The organism is Deltaproteobacteria bacterium (assembly GCA_016933965.1).
Taxonomy (GTDB): domain Bacteria; phylum Desulfobacterota; class Syntrophia; order Syntrophales; family UBA2210; genus JAFGTS01.
Map to the genome: position 1 here is coordinate 1 of JAFGTS010000023.1, position 15944 is coordinate 15944.

At 56.5% G+C, this 15944-nt stretch carries 11 protein-coding genes and 1 other RNA gene; 7 read left to right on the plus strand and 5 right to left on the minus strand.

The window, feature by feature from the left end:
- An RNA gene (gene rnpB / locus JXO48_05470) (RNase P RNA component class A) lies at positions 1-225 on the plus strand; the annotation flags it as partial.
- A gap of 128 nt (positions 226-353) precedes the next feature.
- Positions 354-941 (plus strand): hypothetical protein, encoded by a 588-nt coding sequence (locus tag JXO48_05475; GenBank protein MBN2283320.1) that lies wholly within the window; start codon positions 354-356, stop codon positions 939-941.
- Positions 942-1012: 71 nt separating this feature from the next.
- Here JXO48_05475 and ppsA read toward each other — a convergent pair whose 3' ends face one another.
- From ppsA to JXO48_05495, 4 genes are all read right to left on the minus strand, one after another.
- Positions 1013-3418, minus strand: coding sequence for a phosphoenolpyruvate synthase (ppsA, locus tag JXO48_05480; GenBank protein ID MBN2283321.1), 2406 nt, complete (start codon positions 3416-3418; stop codon positions 1013-1015).
- Positions 3419-3543: 125 nt separating this feature from the next.
- Entirely contained in the window at positions 3544-4302 is a 759-nt protein-coding gene (locus tag JXO48_05485; protein ID MBN2283322.1) for an NTP transferase domain-containing protein, read from the minus strand.
- 136 nt (positions 4303-4438) lie between these two features.
- Positions 4439-5749, minus strand: coding sequence for an HlyC/CorC family transporter (locus JXO48_05490; protein ID MBN2283323.1), 1311 nt, complete (start codon positions 5747-5749; stop codon positions 4439-4441).
- On the minus strand, positions 5742-7010 hold the full coding sequence (locus JXO48_05495; GenBank protein MBN2283324.1) for an HlyC/CorC family transporter: 1269 nt from the start codon (positions 7008-7010) through the stop codon (positions 5742-5744). The genes JXO48_05490 and JXO48_05495 overlap by 8 nt, the downstream gene beginning before the upstream one ends.
- Positions 7011-7386: 376 nt before the next feature.
- Between JXO48_05495 and JXO48_05500 the strand changes: the two genes are divergently transcribed.
- Genes JXO48_05500 through uvrC form a run of 4 tightly spaced genes read left to right on the plus strand, consistent with a single transcriptional unit; the run spans position 7387 to position 14148 of the window.
- A complete protein-coding gene (locus JXO48_05500; protein MBN2283325.1) occupies positions 7387-7833 on the plus strand; it encodes an Hsp20/alpha crystallin family protein in 447 nt (148 codons plus the stop codon).
- A 41-nt stretch (positions 7834-7874) separates the two neighbouring features.
- Positions 7875-10208 carry an endopeptidase La gene (gene lon, locus JXO48_05505; GenBank protein ID MBN2283326.1) on the plus strand — a complete coding sequence of 778 codons (2334 nt, stop codon included), beginning with the start codon at positions 7875-7877 and terminating at the stop codon, positions 10206-10208.
- Positions 10209-10261: 53 nt separating this feature from the next.
- Positions 10262-12277 (plus strand): excinuclease ABC subunit UvrB, encoded by a 2016-nt coding sequence (gene uvrB, locus JXO48_05510; protein MBN2283327.1) that lies wholly within the window; start codon positions 10262-10264, stop codon positions 12275-12277.
- A gap of 44 nt (positions 12278-12321) precedes the next feature.
- The gene (gene uvrC / locus JXO48_05515) at positions 12322-14148 is read left to right on the plus strand and encodes an excinuclease ABC subunit UvrC (GenBank protein ID MBN2283328.1); all 1827 of its coding nucleotides are present in this window, start codon (positions 12322-12324) and stop codon (positions 14146-14148) included.
- 16 nt (positions 14149-14164) lie between these two features.
- Here the strand turns inward: uvrC and JXO48_05520 are convergent, their stop codons facing one another.
- Entirely contained in the window at positions 14165-14599 is a 435-nt protein-coding gene (locus JXO48_05520; GenBank protein MBN2283329.1) for a peptidylprolyl isomerase, read from the minus strand.
- A gap of 365 nt (positions 14600-14964) precedes the next feature.
- Between JXO48_05520 and JXO48_05525 the strand changes: the two genes are divergently transcribed.
- Positions 14965-15726 (plus strand): hypothetical protein, encoded by a 762-nt coding sequence (locus JXO48_05525; protein MBN2283330.1) that lies wholly within the window; start codon positions 14965-14967, stop codon positions 15724-15726.
- Positions 15727-15944 lie beyond the last annotated feature (218 nt).

The window sequence follows — 15944 nt, forward strand, 5'->3', positions numbered from 1 at the left end:
AAAGGCGAGGTAAGAGCTCACCAGTTTTCCGGGTGACCGGGAAAGCTTGGTAAACCCCATCCGGAGCAAGACCAAATAGGAGAACGCTTGAGGGTGGCCCGCTCGAAGTTCTCGGGTAGCGTCGCACGAGGCGGCAGGCAACTGCCGTCCCAGATGAATGATCACCGCTCCTTTCGGGGAAACCGGAAAGGGGAACAGAACTCGGCTTACAGATCTGCTTTGATAACACACAGATACAGACAGTAGTTCAGAGGGCGTCCGCCGCGCCCGATACATGTCCCTCCCGAACCCGGGCCGATGAGGGTACATCCGCCGTCGCGGTGCCTGTTACCGACCCAAAGGAGATAACGGTCGTGAAACATGTCTTGAAGATGGATACTGCCAATATTATTGTGTTTTTCCTTGTCCTCTGTCTGTTCGGCTGTTCAACACGGCAGGTTGTTGATACCTTTTCGGGTTCGACGGAACAACGGTTGTTGACCCACAGCATCGACAAGCTCATGAGGTCGCTGCCCGAAAAAGATTTTTCTTCCCTTACGGGGGAAAGCATCTTTCTCGAGACGGTCTTCGTCCTGGACTCTTCCGTCTGTGCCTATGCGACGGCGCGCCTGAAAAAGGAGCTTGAGGAACGGTACCGGTGCGTCATCGTTGATACCCCCGGCGAAGCCGACAGGGAGCTCTTTGTGTTCTTCACGTCTCTCGGAACGGGGAATGACAAGGCGGGGCTATCAACGCCGCCGCTCATGGTTCCCGGGATGGGGGGAACGATGGCCATCGATATCCTGGCCCTTGATATGTATCATGGTGTCGCCGAACTGTATTATTACCTGCGGGATCCCGCGACGGGGACAACAACCCGGGGAGAGAGGGTCAAGGCCGTGATCAGAACGGACAGCCTGGCGACACCGGTACTGACGATCCCTATATCAACACTGCCCTGACAGGAGTGAAGGACCATGAAAAAGGGGTGCCGAGGCACCCCTTTTTTGATATCTGTGTCATCCAGAGATCCCTATTTTCCCAAGCTTTTCTCAAGTTCCAGGATATCCAGGGTCGTTTTCATGACCGTGTCGGAGTTGAGTGAGATACTGCTGATACCGCACTCGACGAGAAAACGGGCAAATTCAGGATAGTCACTGGGAGCCTGTCCGCAGATGCCGATCTTGCGACCCATCTTTCTGGCCTTGGTGATGGCCTGCTCCACAAGGTCCATGACGGCCGCGTTCCGCTCGTCGAAGATATGGGCGACCATGAAGGAATCCCGGTCAAGACCCAGGGTAAGCTGGGTCAGGTCGTTGGAGCCGATGGAGAACCCGTCGAATATCTTGCCGAATTCCTCTATGAGGACGACATTGCTCGGGATCTCCACCATCATGTAAAGTTCCAGGCCGTTCTCGCCCCTGACGAGTCCATTGTCGGCCATGACCTGGATGACCCGTTTCCCCTCTTGCACGGTCCGGCAGAAGGGGATCATCAGTTTGACGTTGGTCAGTCCCATCTCGTTGCGGACCTTTTTCATGGCTTCGCATTCAAGGACGAACCCGTCACGGTACCGGTCGTCATAGTAACGCGACGCGCCCCTGAAGCCGATCATGGGGTTTTCTTCATCTTCCTCGAAGTACTTTCCGCCGATAAGGTTCGCGTACTCGTTGCTCTTGAAGTCGCTCATCCTGACGATGACATCGTTGGGGTAGAAGGCCGCGCCGATCTTCGCGACACCCTGGGCAAGCATATCGACAAAGAAATCCGACATGTTGTCATATCCCTGGGTGAGGGTCTCGATCTCCTTTCTGACATCGCTGTCCGTGACCTTTTCGAACTGTATGAGCGCCATGGGGTGGATGCGGATGTAGTTGTTGATGATGAATTCCAGGCGGGCGAGACCGACGCCGTCATTGGGTATCGCGGCGAGGGCAAAGGCGTTTTCCGGATTTCCGACGTTCATCATGATCTGCGTTTTTGGACGCTCCATATCCGTCAGGTTGATCCTCCGCACATCGTATTTCAGTATCCCTTCATAGACGGCGCCGAGTTCCCCCTCGGCGCAGGAGACGGTCACCTCCGTTGATCCCTTGATCTTTTCGGTGCCGTCACCGGTGCCGACGATACAGGGCACGCCGAGTTCGCGGCTCACGATGGCCGCGTGACAGGTCCTACCGCCCTTGTTCGTTACGATGGCGCCGGCTATCTTCATGATGGGCTCCCAGTCAGGGTCGGTCATATCCGTAACCAGCACCTCGCCCTTCTTGAAGTCCTTGATCTGCTTGACGCTTTCTATGATATTGACGGGGCCGGAACCGATCTTCGAGCCCACGGCGGTGCCCGTCACGAGGGGGTCTTTTTTCTCCAGCAGTTCATAGGTTTCAAGGACGTTCATGTCCCGCTGGGACTGAACCGTCTCAGGCCGCGCTTGGAGAATGAACAGTTCCCCCGTTTTTCCGTCCTTCCCCCATTCAATATCCATGGGTTTGAAAAAACCGGCCTTGACCGAATAGTGATCCTCGATTATCTTCGTCCATCGCGCCAGGGTCAGGATCTCCTCTTCGGTGACGCAGAAACGTTTTCTCTGCTCTTCAGAGACGGGAACGATCGTGGTCGTTTCCTCACCGCTGTCGGCATAGATCATTTTCCGTTCTTTGGAGCCCAGTTTTTTCTGAAGGATCGGTTTGAACCCGTCGGCCAGGGTGGGTTTAAAAACGTAAAACTCATCGGGGTTGACCGTACCCTGCACGACCATCTCGCCGAGGCCGTATGAACCGGTTATCAGGATGGCATCCCTGAATCCCGACTCGGTATCGATCGAGAAAATGACTCCCGAGGACGCGAGGTCGGAGCGGACCATCTTCTGAACGCCTATGGAGAGGGCGATGGAGAAATGATCGAAGCCCTTGTCCACCCGGTAGGAAATAGCCCGGTTCGTGAAAAGGGAGGCGAAGCATTTCCGGCAGGCGTCAATAACGGCGTCAACGCCCCTGATGTTCAGGTACGTCTCCTGCTGTCCGGCGAAACTTGCGTCCGGAAGGTCTTCCGCCGTCGCCGAACTTCTGACGGCCACGTCGGTGTCCTGCCCGTATTCGTCGCAGAGCTTTTCGTAGGCCGCGACGATCTCGGCATGCAGGTCTTCCGGCAGGGAGGCGTTGTAGATGAGGGAGCGTACCTTTTCCCCCCTCTCGCTGAGGTTGTGGAAATCATGGGTATCAAGGTCTGACAGGATATTCTTGATTTCATCATCGATTCCGGCTGATTGGAGCAGGTAGCGATAGGCATGGGCGGTAACGGCGAAACCATCGGGGATCATGACGCCTTTCGAGGTGAGTCCGCGCCTCATTTCTCCGAGAGAAGCGTTTTTCCCCCCGACTTGCGGAATGTCATCAAGTTCAAGTTCATCGAACCATAACACTAACTTGTCGCTTTTCATGGGGTTCCTCCTGTCTTTGATAGAAAATAATTTTTCTACCAGTTTTACGGGTCAAGGTCAACACTAAAGATGAACGAACCCCCCCTAATATATTGTTGTTATTACTGAATAAAGTGGCGCGACCGTCAAATTTTTCCGACTCTCTCTTCCAGTATTTCCCCCGCCCGGCGCAGTTCTTCGACGGTGTTGATGCCCATTGCCTCCTGCGGCTCGTCGGTGATGACCGCCGCGGTCCGGCGGCCTTCGCTCCGGGCGATCTCGAACATGTCAGTCAGATAGTACTCTTTCTGGGCGTTGTCGTTTCTGATCCGTTTCACGGCATCAAAGAGGAACCGGTTGTCGACACAATAGATACCCGTGTTTATTTCTCTGATCTTTTTCTCCTCTTCGTCGGCGTCGCGGGCCTCGACGATCCGGGCAACCAGGTTGTGCCGGTCTCTGACCACCCTGCCGTAATTGCCGGGATCTTCGAGAAGCGCTGTCAGTACCGTTAGGGTAGCTCGGCGGGCGTGATGTTCCTTCAAAAGGCGCCCGACCGCTTCCGACTGGAGAAGCGGAACGTCCCCGCAGAGAATGACCGTGGTTCCTTCAAAATGCTCCAGGGCGCCTCTCGCCTGCAGAACGGCATGGGCCGTTCCCAGCTGCGGGACCTGGACTGCGAAGACGAGCTCTTCACCCCGCACGGCTTCCCGCACGTCGTCCGCCTGATGTCCAATGACGACCACTATGACTTCCGAGCCGATCTGCCGCGCCAGGTCCACGGAATAGGTGATAAGCGGTCTTCCACGAAGGGAATGGAGCACCTTCGCCAGATCGGAATTCATTCGGGTGCCTTTTCCTGCAGCGAGGATGATGGTTGCCACTGTATCAACAGGTGAACCCATCGTTGTGATCCTTTCATGGGGACCCGGGTACCGCCGGCATCCCGGGGAGCCCTTCTTCAGCCGTCCGATGCCGGCCCGGGGGATCGATGTTCACCAGCCCTTGGCCGGCATGACGTTATCATCGTGTCCTTCGGGATCAATCCCGTTCAGCCAGCTCCATGCCGGGAGGCAGGACGATGAGTACCTCCTTGATCGTCCGCGCATCGGCATCTTCCACGACGAAGAGCATCTGTCCGTCCCGGTATATCTCGCTTCGAACGGGTATCCGGCCCATCCGGTGCAGAAGGAAGCCGCCCAGTGTTTCATACTCTCCCGCGGGGATCATATGGGGGATAAGCTCTCTGAGTGTCTCTATCTTTGTCTGGGCGTTGAAGATGTATTTACCCGGCCCCGCTTTCCGGTATTGCGGCGGTTCCTCGTCACCGTACCCGTCCTCTATCTCACCGACGATTTCTTCCAGAATGTCCTCCACGGTAATGATCCCCACGGCGCCGCCGTATTCATCGACGACGACGGCCATGTGCTCGCCCCGGTTCTGAAGTTCGAGGAACAGATCACCCGCCAGTTTCGATTCCGGAACGAAAAGCACATCCTGCTTTGTACAGGCCTCCACGAGGCTTCCTTTGTCGGGGTCGTGTGAGAAGGCCCGGGAGTCTTTTTCGTAAAATACTTTCAGAAGGTCAAAGGAGTGGAGTATCCCGATAATGTTGAAGATCTTATCCTGGTAAACGGGAATGCGAGAAAACCCCTTCTCCGCCGCGACCCTGGTGGCTTCCCGCAGCGGCGTGTTCGCCGGCAGTGCCGTGACATTCGACAGGGGGACCATGATCTCTTCCACCGTTGCGTCGGAGAAATCGAAGATCCGCTGGATCATCTCTTTTTCCGACTGCATGATATCTCCCTGGTCCCCACCGTCCTTGAGAAGGTGTTCAAGTCCTCCTTTGGTGATGTATGAGGGGTAGATGCTGCTCCCGCCCTCCGAGAAGAGCGTGACGGCCCCCCGCGAGAGCTTTGAAAGAATGAACACGACAGGGTAGAACAGCCACGAGGTGATCCAGAGAAACCACGATATCCGGAGGGCGACGAATTCGGCATGCCGCTGGAAGAGGCTTTTCGGGATGACCTCACCCATGATCAGGATAAGGGGGATCATGACGGTGATCGATATCAGTTCACCCCGTTCGACGCCGAACATGGAGATGAAAAGGGCCGTCGCCAGGGCCGTGTTGGTGATGGCGGAAAGGTTTGTTCCTGTCAGCGTTGTGGCGAGGAACCACTCGGGTTTCATCAGGAGTCGCAGGGCCAGGGCGGCTGAACGCGAACCGGCATTCGCCTTGTGCCGGATCTTGTTGATGTCGGCGGCCACCAGGGCTATTTCACCACCCGAAAACAGCCCTTCAAGAAGAAGGAAGAAGAGAATGGTCAGAAAGGACAGAATATTAAACATTACCGTCCTCCTCTTTCCGGGCCACCTGGATGGTCACGATGCGGGCCTTTTTGACGGTCTCGGCAGTGAAAACGTACCCGTCGAACGCGACGGACGCCCCCTTCGCCGGCAATTCGCCGAAGAGGTGAAGAATAAACCCTCCCACGGTATCGAATTCCTCAGGGGAGACGGTAGTGATGCCGAAATACTCGTTGAAGGCTTCAAGATCCATCATTCCTGAGACGCGGTAAAGATCTTTACCGATCAGCGTGACGTCTTCCTGCTTGAAGCGACCATCCCGAAGCTCTCCGACAAGGCTTTCGAGTATGTCTGTCAGGGTGACGAGGCCGGCCACACCCCCGTACTCGTCGACGGCGATCGCCATCTGAAGGTGGCGGAGCTTGAATTCACCCAGCATGCCGTGGGCTTCCTTTTCCAGGGGGACATAGTAGGGCTTTTTGAGAAGCCCCTTTATGTTGAACTTTTTCCTGCCCGCGGCCAGCTCCGCCAGGAGATGTTTTGCGTGGAGAATGCCGATGATGTCATCCCTGTCGCTTCCGTAAACGGGTACGCGGGAATGCCGAGCCTCCATTATCCGGTGTTCCATTTCGCGGACGTTCATGGAAAGAGGAAGGCAGAACATGTCCACACGCGGTGTCATGACCTCTTCCACGGTGATATCGGCAAGATCAAAGACCCGGTGGATCAGTTCCTTCTGTGATTTTTCGAGCGCTCCCTCCTGGTGCCCCGCATCAACGAGGGTCTTGAAATCATCTTCCGTCAATACCGCTCCTGCTTCGGGTCTCTTTCTCCCTGAGGCGTCGATGAAGAGGTCCGCAATTTTTTCCAGCAGTCTTGTCAGGGGATAGAACAATCGCGAGAACAGGATGAGGGGCAATGAGGCGGCATTGGAGAAATTCATTGGATGCGTGACGGCGAAGGTTTTCGGTATCGCCTCACCGAAGATGACGACCGCAATGGTTGTCGCCGCGATCGCTCCCCATTTCCCTTCGGTTCCCAGAAAATAGATGAAGACCGATGTTGTCAGGGCCGTGATGGCCACGTTGACCGATTCATTGCCCACCAGGATGGTTATCAGAAGCCGCCGAGGAAAGAGAAGCAGGCCCTGGACGGCTTTCGCAAAGGGGTACCGCGCTTCCTTCATTTTGTGAAGATGAAGCGCCGTCAGGGAAAAGAATGATGCCTCTGATCCCGAGAAAAACCCTGAAAATGCCAGCAGAAGAGCCAACAGGCCGAATTTATAGGCTATTGCGTAGTCCAATGACTCCGGTATGCCTCCCGGGGCATGATATAAGGGTAAGACATTTCAACCTTATAGTGATTCTCCTTAAAAAGTCAACAGGCCTTTTCCTGTTCGCTTCCGCGACGGGTATGTATCGTGAGGCGTGAAGCGTTAAATCGGATTACGGATTACGATTCCCGAATAACGAATAACAAATCCCGGATCCTGAATCCCCGGCCCCGGAGGAACCGAATTCTTGACAAGGGTGGGGTGAGTCATTACAATTCATCTTCTATAAATGAATGCCGAAGAAGCCCTGTCAGGATAGAGGCGGGGAACGAATCCACCGGCGGCCGCGTTTGCAGTAGCGCGTGCACATGGCATGAGGGAAATTCCGGCCCCTAGGGAGCAGACGATGGATTATATAAAAATACGGTTCGATAGTGACCTAGATGCAATGGACCCGGACGGCAGGAGCCGGGTCGACGCCCTCTTTAACATGGTCAGCCCTTCCTTTCGGCGAAGCCGCCGCGCCTGGAGCCCCCCGGTCGATGTCTATGAGACGCCGGAGGACATTCTGGTGGTGGCGGAGCTCGCCGGCGTGAATGATGACGATATCCGTATCGAGGTGGGCCACCGGAACCTGAAGATATACGGGATACGGCGGCCGGGGTTGTCAGGGCGGGATATGCGCTATCGAATGGCCGAAATATCATACGGATACTTTGAGCGGTCCCTTGCTCTTCCTCTGAATATAGACAGGGACCAGGTGGAAGCCACTTACACGAACGGCATTCTTCAAGTGAGGATCAGGAAAACCTCCCACGATGTCATCCACAAGATACGCATCCGCGGCGGGTGATCACGTTTTCTTTCCGTAAGGTACAGCGCGAGGCCCACATGATGGATCAGAAAACCCATGATTTGAGAGATATCAGGATTCCCGATGTCATTCCCATCGTCCCCATTTTCAATGGCGTGGTATATCCGACCATGACCTTTCCCCTTGAGGTGTCGAGCACCCAGTCCGTCGCCGTCATCGACGACGCCATGGCGGCGGACCGCCTTGTCGGTCTGGTGACCTCCCGGAAGGGTCCACCCGAGGCGACGCCGGAAGACCTGTACACGGTGGGAACGACCGCGGTGATCCTGAAAATGGCAAAACCCGATGACGAGAAAGCTCAGCTCCTGATGCAGGGCGTGGGTCGTTTCAGGATCGTGGAGTTTGTCGGCAGCACGCCCTATATCCGGGCCCGGATAGAGGCTGCGGAAGATACGGGGGTCAAGGATATCGAGTCGGAAGCCCTGATGGCGAACCTCGTGAAATTATTCGACCGGATCGTACAATTATCGCCCTTTCTCCCGAAGGAGTTCAGTTTTATAGCCAAATCCATACAGGAGCCGGGTGTTCTGGGCGACATGGTGGCGTCCATCATCAACACATCGGTGGAGGAGAAGCAGGAGATCCTCGAAACGCTCGATGTCACGGAACGGCTCAAGAAAGTGACACGGCTCGTGAACCACCAGGTGGAGGTCCTTGAACTGGGAAACAAGATACAGTCCCAGGTCAAGGACGATATGGACAAGAGCCAGCGGGAATATTTCCTGCGCCAGCAGCTCAAGGCCATCAGGGAGGAACTCGGAGAAGGTGATGAAACGAAGGTCGAGATCGATGAATACCGGGCGAAGATAGAGGAAAAAGAACTTCCCGCGGAAGCGCGGAAAGAGGCGGAACGTGAGGTTCAGCGTCTTGCCCGGATGCACCCGTCATCGGCGGAATATACCGTCGCCTCGACCTATCTCGACTGGATCCTGGCCCTCCCCTGGAATGAAAGCACCAGGGACAACCTTGACATCACCGCCGCCCGCAAGGTCCTTGACGAAGACCATTACGGCCTCGAAAAGCCCAAACGGCGGATTATCGAATACCTTGCCGTCAGAAAACTGAAACCCGACTCACGGGGGCCTATCCTCTGTTTCGCCGGCCCGCCCGGGACGGGGAAGACATCCCTGGGACATTCGATCGCCCGGGCGCTGGGACGAAAGTTCATCCGGATGTCGCTGGGCGGTGTCCGTGATGAGGCTGAGATCCGCGGGCACCGGCGCACTTACATTGGCGCCCTGCCGGGACGCATCATTCAGGGTATTCGGAGGGCCGAATCGAACAACCCCGTCTTCATGCTCGATGAAATAGACAAGGTGGGGAGCGACTTCAGAGGCGACCCCTCGTCGGCCCTTCTCGAAGTGCTTGATCCCGAGCAGAACTTTTCCTTCATGGACCACTATCTCGATCTTTCCTTTGATCTTTCCCGGGTCATGTTCATCACCACGGCGAACATCCTCGACACCATTCCTCCGGCGCTCCGGGACCGGCTGGAAGTCATTGAACTGCCGGGATACACCATGGATGAAAAGGTGAAGATAGCTGAACGATACCTGATCCCCCGGCAGCGCGAGGAGAACGGTCTCAAGAAGGGGCAGGTCACCATAACCAGGGGGGCATTGAAACAGATCATTTCCGGGTACACCCGGGAGGCGGGTGTGCGCAACCTCGAGCGTGAGATCGCCACCGTGTGCCGCGGTGTGGCGAGCCGCATCGCCGGGGGAGAGATACGGTCCCAGTCGGTCACCAGGGAACGGCTGCACCCCTATCTGGGTCCGATCCGATTCACCTCGGAGGTGGATACAAGGATCACCAAACCCGGTGTCGCCACGGGCCTTGCCTGGACGCCGGTGGGCGGGGAACTGCTCTTCGTTGAAGCGACGGCCATGTCCGGAAAGAAGAGTCTTACCCTGACGGGGCAGCTTGGTGAGGTCATGAAGGAATCGGCATCGGCAGCGCTGAGCTTCATACGGGCGAACGCCCGGAAATTGGGGATATCGGAGAATTTTTTCGACGAACAGGATATTCATATACATGTACCCGCCGGCGCCATTCCCAAAGACGGTCCTTCGGCGGGGGTCACGATGCTGACGGCCCTGGCGTCGCTCCTGACGAACAGAAAGGTCAGGAAAAGCCTTGCCATGACCGGAGAGATAACCCTGCGCGGGCTGGTTCTTCCCGTCGGCGGTATCAAGGAGAAGGTCCTCGCCGCCCACCGTGCCGGTATCAAGAAGATAATCCTGCCCGAATGGAACAGGAAGGACCTTGAGGATGTGCCGGAAAAGGTTCGCAACGATATCGAATTCATTTTTGTCGATGAGATGTTCGAGGTTCTCAATGCCGCCCTGTCATGATGGGTGGATATCCTTTCCCCGCGGGCACTCGATAGTAACCCGCTTTGCCGCCTATGCGCACGAACAGGTTTAATCTTGTCTCTGAGTATTCCCCGACGGGCGATCAGCCGCAGGCCATAGACGCCCTTGCGGCCGGTGTGGAAACAGGGGCCCGGCACCAGGTGCTCCTGGGCGTGACGGGTTCGGGGAAGACCTTTACCATAGCGAACGTTGCGCAGCGGGCGCAGCGACCCCTCCTGGTGATCGCTCCCAACAAAACACTGGCGGCCCAGCTCTACAATGAGTTCAGGATGCTCTTCCCGGATAATGCCGTGGAGTATTTCGTCAGTTATTACGATTATTATCAGCCCGAAGCCTACCTGCCGACCACCGATACCTACATTGAAAAGGACTCCTCCATCAACGATGATATCGACAAGCTCCGTCACTCGGCCACCCGTTCCCTGCTGGAACGGCGCGACGTGATAATAGTGGCCAGCGTCTCCTGCATTTACGGCATCGGGGAGCCCGAAACATACGGACGGATGCAGATATATCTCGAGCAGGGCATGGAGATCGACCGCGACCGCCTGCTGGCCCGCCTTGTCGAGACACAGTACGAGCGCAACGATTACGATTTTCACCGGGGGACCTTCCGCGTACGGGGTGATGTGGTGGAGATCTTTCCACCCTATGCGGAAAAGCATGTGGTGAGGGTCGATTTCCTGGGAGATACGATCGAATCCATTGCGATCGCGGACCCCCTGCGGGGACGGACAATACGCGGGGAACGAGCCGTCGTCATCTATCCGGGCAGCCATTATGTAACGGAGAAGGAGAATCTTCGTCGAGCCGCTGCCACCATCAGGGAGGAACTGGCCGAACGGCTGGCGCACCTCAATTCGCTGGGCAAGCTGCTGGAAGCCCAGCGTCTGGAGCAGAGGACCCTCTTTGACCTGGAGATGATCGAGGAAATGGGCTATTGTCAAGGGATCGAAAATTATTCACGCCATCTGACGGGCCGCCGGCCCGGCGAGCCGCCGCCGACGCTCATGGAGTATCTCCCGTCGGATGCCCTGATCGTCATCGACGAAAGCCATGTCACCGTCCCCCAGCTGAACGGCATGTTCCGCGGCGACCGTTCACGAAAGGAGACGCTCGTTGAATACGGATTCAGGCTTCCCTCGGCCCTTGACAACCGCCCCCTGATGTTCCAGGAATTCGAGGCCTTCCCGCATCAGCGTATCTATGTGTCCGCCACTCCCGCCGACTACGAATTGGACCGGGCGGCGGGCAGCATCGTTGAGCAGATAATCAGGCCTACGGGGCTGATGGATCCCGAGATCATCGTCAAGCCCGTCACAAATCAGGTCGATGATCTCCTGGGCGAAATAAACCGGCGGGTGGAGCAGGGGGAACGGGTGCTCGTGACGACATTGACGAAACGTATGGCGGAAAATCTGAGCGAGTATTACCGGGGTCTCGGCATGCGGGTGCACTACCTCCATTCCGATATCGATACGCTGGAGCGGGTGAGCATAATCCGCGACCTGCGGCTCGGCACGTTCGATACGTTGATCGGTATCAATCTGCTCCGCGAGGGGCTCGACATTCCGGAAGTCTCCCTTGTCGCCATTCTTGACGCGGACAAGGAGGGTTTTCTCAGGTCCGAGCGGTCACTGATACAGACGAGCGGCAGAACGGCGCGGAACGTTAACGGGCAGGTGATCATGTACGCCGACAGGGTCACTCCGTCAATGCGGGCCTGCATTGATGAAACGGATCGCCGCCGGGAGATCCAGCGACGGTATAACGAGGAACGGGGCATCACTCCCGAAACGATCAGAAAGGCCGTTGACGATATCCTGGCATCCATTTACGAGGCGGACTATGTGACGGTCCCTGTGGCGGAACAGAAGACGCCCTATCTGACCGAAAAGGAAATCAGGCGGTCCATAAAGGAACTGACCAAAGAAATGAAGGATGCCGCACGAAACCTTGAATTTGAGCGGGCGGCCCTGCTCAGGGATGAGATCAAGGAGCTGTCGCGGCTCGAGACGGAACTGGGGCTCTGGGCCGGAACTGCCTGAGCGGGGAGCCGGATGCCGGCAAGGGCGGTTCAAAGGGTGTTTCCGTGAATAATGAATTTCTGGAAAGAAAAATGGGATCGGCGCCGTCGGGTCCGGGTGTCTACCTGATGAAGGACGCCGAAGGCGCCGTGATATACATAGGAAAGGCAAAGAACCTGAGAACGCGGGTTCGCGCCTATCTGGGAGGGAAGGACACCCGGCCCATGATCCCTTTCCTGGTACCGAAGATAGGCGATGTGGAATTCATTGTCACCGCATCGGAAAAGGAAGCCCTGATCCTTGAGAACAACCTGATCAAGAAACATCGTCCCCGGTACAACGTGAACCTGCGTGACGACAAGAATTACTTCAGCATCCGCGTCGATCCCCGGGTGCCCTTTCCGCGTCTTGAACTGGTGCGGCGGATCGCGAGGGACGGGGCGCGGTATTTCGGGCCCTACTCGTCGAGCGTCGCCGTCAGGGAGACCCTCAATATACTTCACCAGGTGTTCCCTCTGAGGACCTGCAAGGATGCCGTGTTCAAAACCCGCCGCCGCCCCTGTATCGAACACGAGATAGGCCGCTGCCTCGCGCCCTGCGCTGGCACGGTTTCACCGGAAGCCTACCGGGCCGTCCTTGATGATGTCCTGTTGTTCCTTGAAGGCAGGGAGAAAACGCTGGTGGCCGGTCTCAGGGAACGGATGAAGAAGGCCGCGGGGGAACTTCGGTTTGAAGAAGCGGCCGCCCTGAGAAACAGGATCGATGCCGTCAATACGACCCTTGAGAGGCAGCGGGTCGTTTCCATGGCGCTTCGGGATCTGGATGTTTTCGGATTTTTCCGGTCCGGTGACGGCCTTCAGGCCTGTGTCATTCATGTGCGGGGCGGCCGTCTGCTGGGGAGGAAGACGTTCCCGCTCCTGAAGACCCGGGAAGAAACGGCCGAACTGTTCGAGTCCCTTCTGAAACAGTATTATCACGCCGGGGTGTTCATTCCCCGCGAAGTGATCCTTCCGGTCCCGGTCGGGGACCGTGGTCTCATCGAGGAGTGGCTGGCAGATAAAAAAGGAAGTGCGGTGAAGCTCATTGTGCCGCAGCGGGGAGAGCGTGCTGATCTTCTCAGGATGGCGATGAGCAATGCAGAGAATGCCTTCGCCGCCCAGCGCGACGCAGACATCCGGCAGGAGCGGGTACTGGAGCTTCTCAGAGATGCCCTGTATTTGAGCGAGATCCCCCGCCGCATCGAGTGTTTTGATATTTCCAATCTGGGCGGCCATGCCGCCGTCGGCTCCATGGTATCCTTCCTCGATGGCGGGCCGGACAGGTCACGATACCGCCGGTTCAGGATACGGACACAGGAAACCATGGATGATTACGGCATGATGCGCGAAGTGCTCCTGCGCCGCTACCGGGAAGCCGGGCAGGTTCCCGACCTCCTGATCGTTGACGGAGGCCGGGGGCAACTGGGCGTGGCCCGTGCCGTCCTCGGTGAGCTGGGCCTTGAGCGGGTCGCCGTCGCCGGACTTGCGAAGGAATCGAGAATGCGGACCGGTACGGGGACGGCGCTGATAAAAAAGGACGAAGACCGGGTGTATCTCCCCAACCGGAAAAACCCGCTCTACCTGTCACGGGTCCCGGCGGCCCTCCTCCTCCTTCAACGCATACGTGACGAAGCGCACCGTTTTGCCGTTTCCTATCACCGCAGGCTCCGGGAAAAGGAAGGGATGCGCTCACTGCTCGACGATATCCCGGGCATCGGGGAAAAACGCAAAAAGGCCCTGCTCGAACATTTCAAGGACGTGCACAGGATCGGGCACGCAACCCGCGAAGAACTGGCGGCCGTGCCCGGCATCGGGGAAAAGGCGGCCGGTCTCATTTTCGCTCATTTTCACTGAGAAGGGCCGCGCATGGTCACATGCCGGTTTCCACCACCTCAATGTCAAAGATGAGGGTCTTGCCCGCCAGCGGGTGATTGACGTCGATCCTCACGACCGCTTCACAGATTTCGTGGACCACCGCCGGTATGGGATTATTGTTGCGGTCCATGAGCTGAACCATCATGCCTGCTTCCAGTTTCATGTCCGCCGGGATATTTTCTTTCGGCATATCGATGATACGGTCTTCCCTTCTCGTTCCATACCCCTCTTCCGGTGCCAGGGTCACCTGTTTCTTCTCGCCCACCGTCATACCGATGACGGCATCGTCGAAGCCCTTGATCAATTGTCCCGCGCCGACGGTAAAGTTCAGAGGTTCTTTCCCCTCCGAAGAATCGAAGATTTCTCCATTTTCGAAACGGCCCGTATAATTGACCGAGATCCTGTCTCCCGCCTTGATCGGTTCGGACATGCCGGTACCTCCTTTGCTGCCCGTTTTTCGTCATGGTAGGTGCCGGGGCGTACCATGCCGCGTTAATAAAAAAACGACCACCAAACCCTGTAGAGCATGGTAGCCGTTCCTGCACTACAAAATCAGATTTGAAAGGATACGCTCTCTTCCTCTGACGCAAAGCAGGGAAGATATGCATTTTCGCCACCATAATATTGAGGGCTGTCAAAGTCAAGTCCCGGGATGTATGCGTTCATGACCGGCGGGCGGAATGTCCGCAATCACGTCGATAATGATTGCATTTGTTCGCGATTGTGAGATATGGTGACACCATTCATGTCACGTATTTTCAACCGCAGGGAATTTACAAAAGGAGGAGGTTTACCATGAAAAAACGGGCTGCCTTTTTTGTCGTTCTATTTGTGTTGTGCCTTTCCGTTTCGGCTCAGGCAATTGAGCTGGGTGCCGGGGTCTTGTACTGGTTCCCGGAATTTACCGGGGACCTGCGCGCCGATACGGAATTAGCCAAAGGAACTGATATAGACCTTCAGGATGATCTTGGTGTCGGCGATGAGAGTTATCCGTCGATCCAGGTATTCGCGGGCATGGGCGACCACCATCTCGGGTTTACCTATACCTATGTCGATTATTCCGGCGATGAAACGATCTCGAAGGAAATCTGGTTCGGCGGAACGAAGTTTGTCGCGGCAAGCCGGGTCAAGACCGATCTGGAGTACCACATGCTGGACGTCGAGTACCGCTATGATCTGATCGATTTCGAGAACATCCTGGCGGGATTCTCCCTCGGGCCCATTGCGCGGTTGAAGTGGCTCACCGGTGACGCGCGACTGGAGAGCTTTCTTGGAAAACACGAGGATACTTTCAACGTACTCGTTCCAATGGTGGGTGCGGGAATGCATGTGGGGCTCATCGCGGACATGCTGGAGGCGCGTGCCGAGCTGACGGGGCTCGGATATATGGGAAATAAATTTTATGAAGGGCTTGCGGACATTTCATTTACTCCCATCCCGCTGATCAATATCCACGGCGGCTACAAGCTGATCAAACTTGATGTTGAAGATGCCAATGACATCTATGCGAACTTTGAATTTTCAGGCCCCTATATCGGCCTTGACTTCAAGTTATAGGATGGGCCCGAAGGCCCGTGGCGGAGAGAGAACAATCCATCCCCCGGGCGACTGACATGTGAAGACCGGTGCCGGGATGCTTCTCCCGATGAACAACGGGACATCCCGGCATTTTCTATGGCCTCGACAGCGCGGGCGACGTCCCGATGATCAGGCAACCGCCGTGGAATGGACCGCTTTACCCCTCGTCAATAGTGCCGGAACGGTGACGGTCTTCT

Coding starts and splice junctions, on each gene's coding strand:
- ppsA (MBN2283321.1), bottom strand. CDS start 3,418: ATGAAAAGCGACAAGTTAGTGTTATGGTTCGATGAACTTGAACTTGAT.
- JXO48_05485 (MBN2283322.1), bottom strand. CDS start 4,302: ATGGGTTCACCTGTTGATACAGTGGCAACCATCATCCTCGCTGCAGGA.
- JXO48_05490 (MBN2283323.1), bottom strand. CDS start 5,749: ATGTTTAATATTCTGTCCTTTCTGACCATTCTCTTCTTCCTTCTTCTT.
- JXO48_05500 (MBN2283325.1), top strand. CDS start 7,387: ATGGATTATATAAAAATACGGTTCGATAGTGACCTAGATGCAATGGAC.
- lon (MBN2283326.1), top strand. CDS start 7,875: ATGGATCAGAAAACCCATGATTTGAGAGATATCAGGATTCCCGATGTC.
- uvrB (MBN2283327.1), top strand. CDS start 10,262: ATGCGCACGAACAGGTTTAATCTTGTCTCTGAGTATTCCCCGACGGGC.
- JXO48_05520 (MBN2283329.1), bottom strand. CDS start 14,599: ATGTCCGAACCGATCAAGGCGGGAGACAGGATCTCGGTCAATTATACG.
- JXO48_05525 (MBN2283330.1), top strand. CDS start 14,965: ATGAAAAAACGGGCTGCCTTTTTTGTCGTTCTATTTGTGTTGTGCCTT.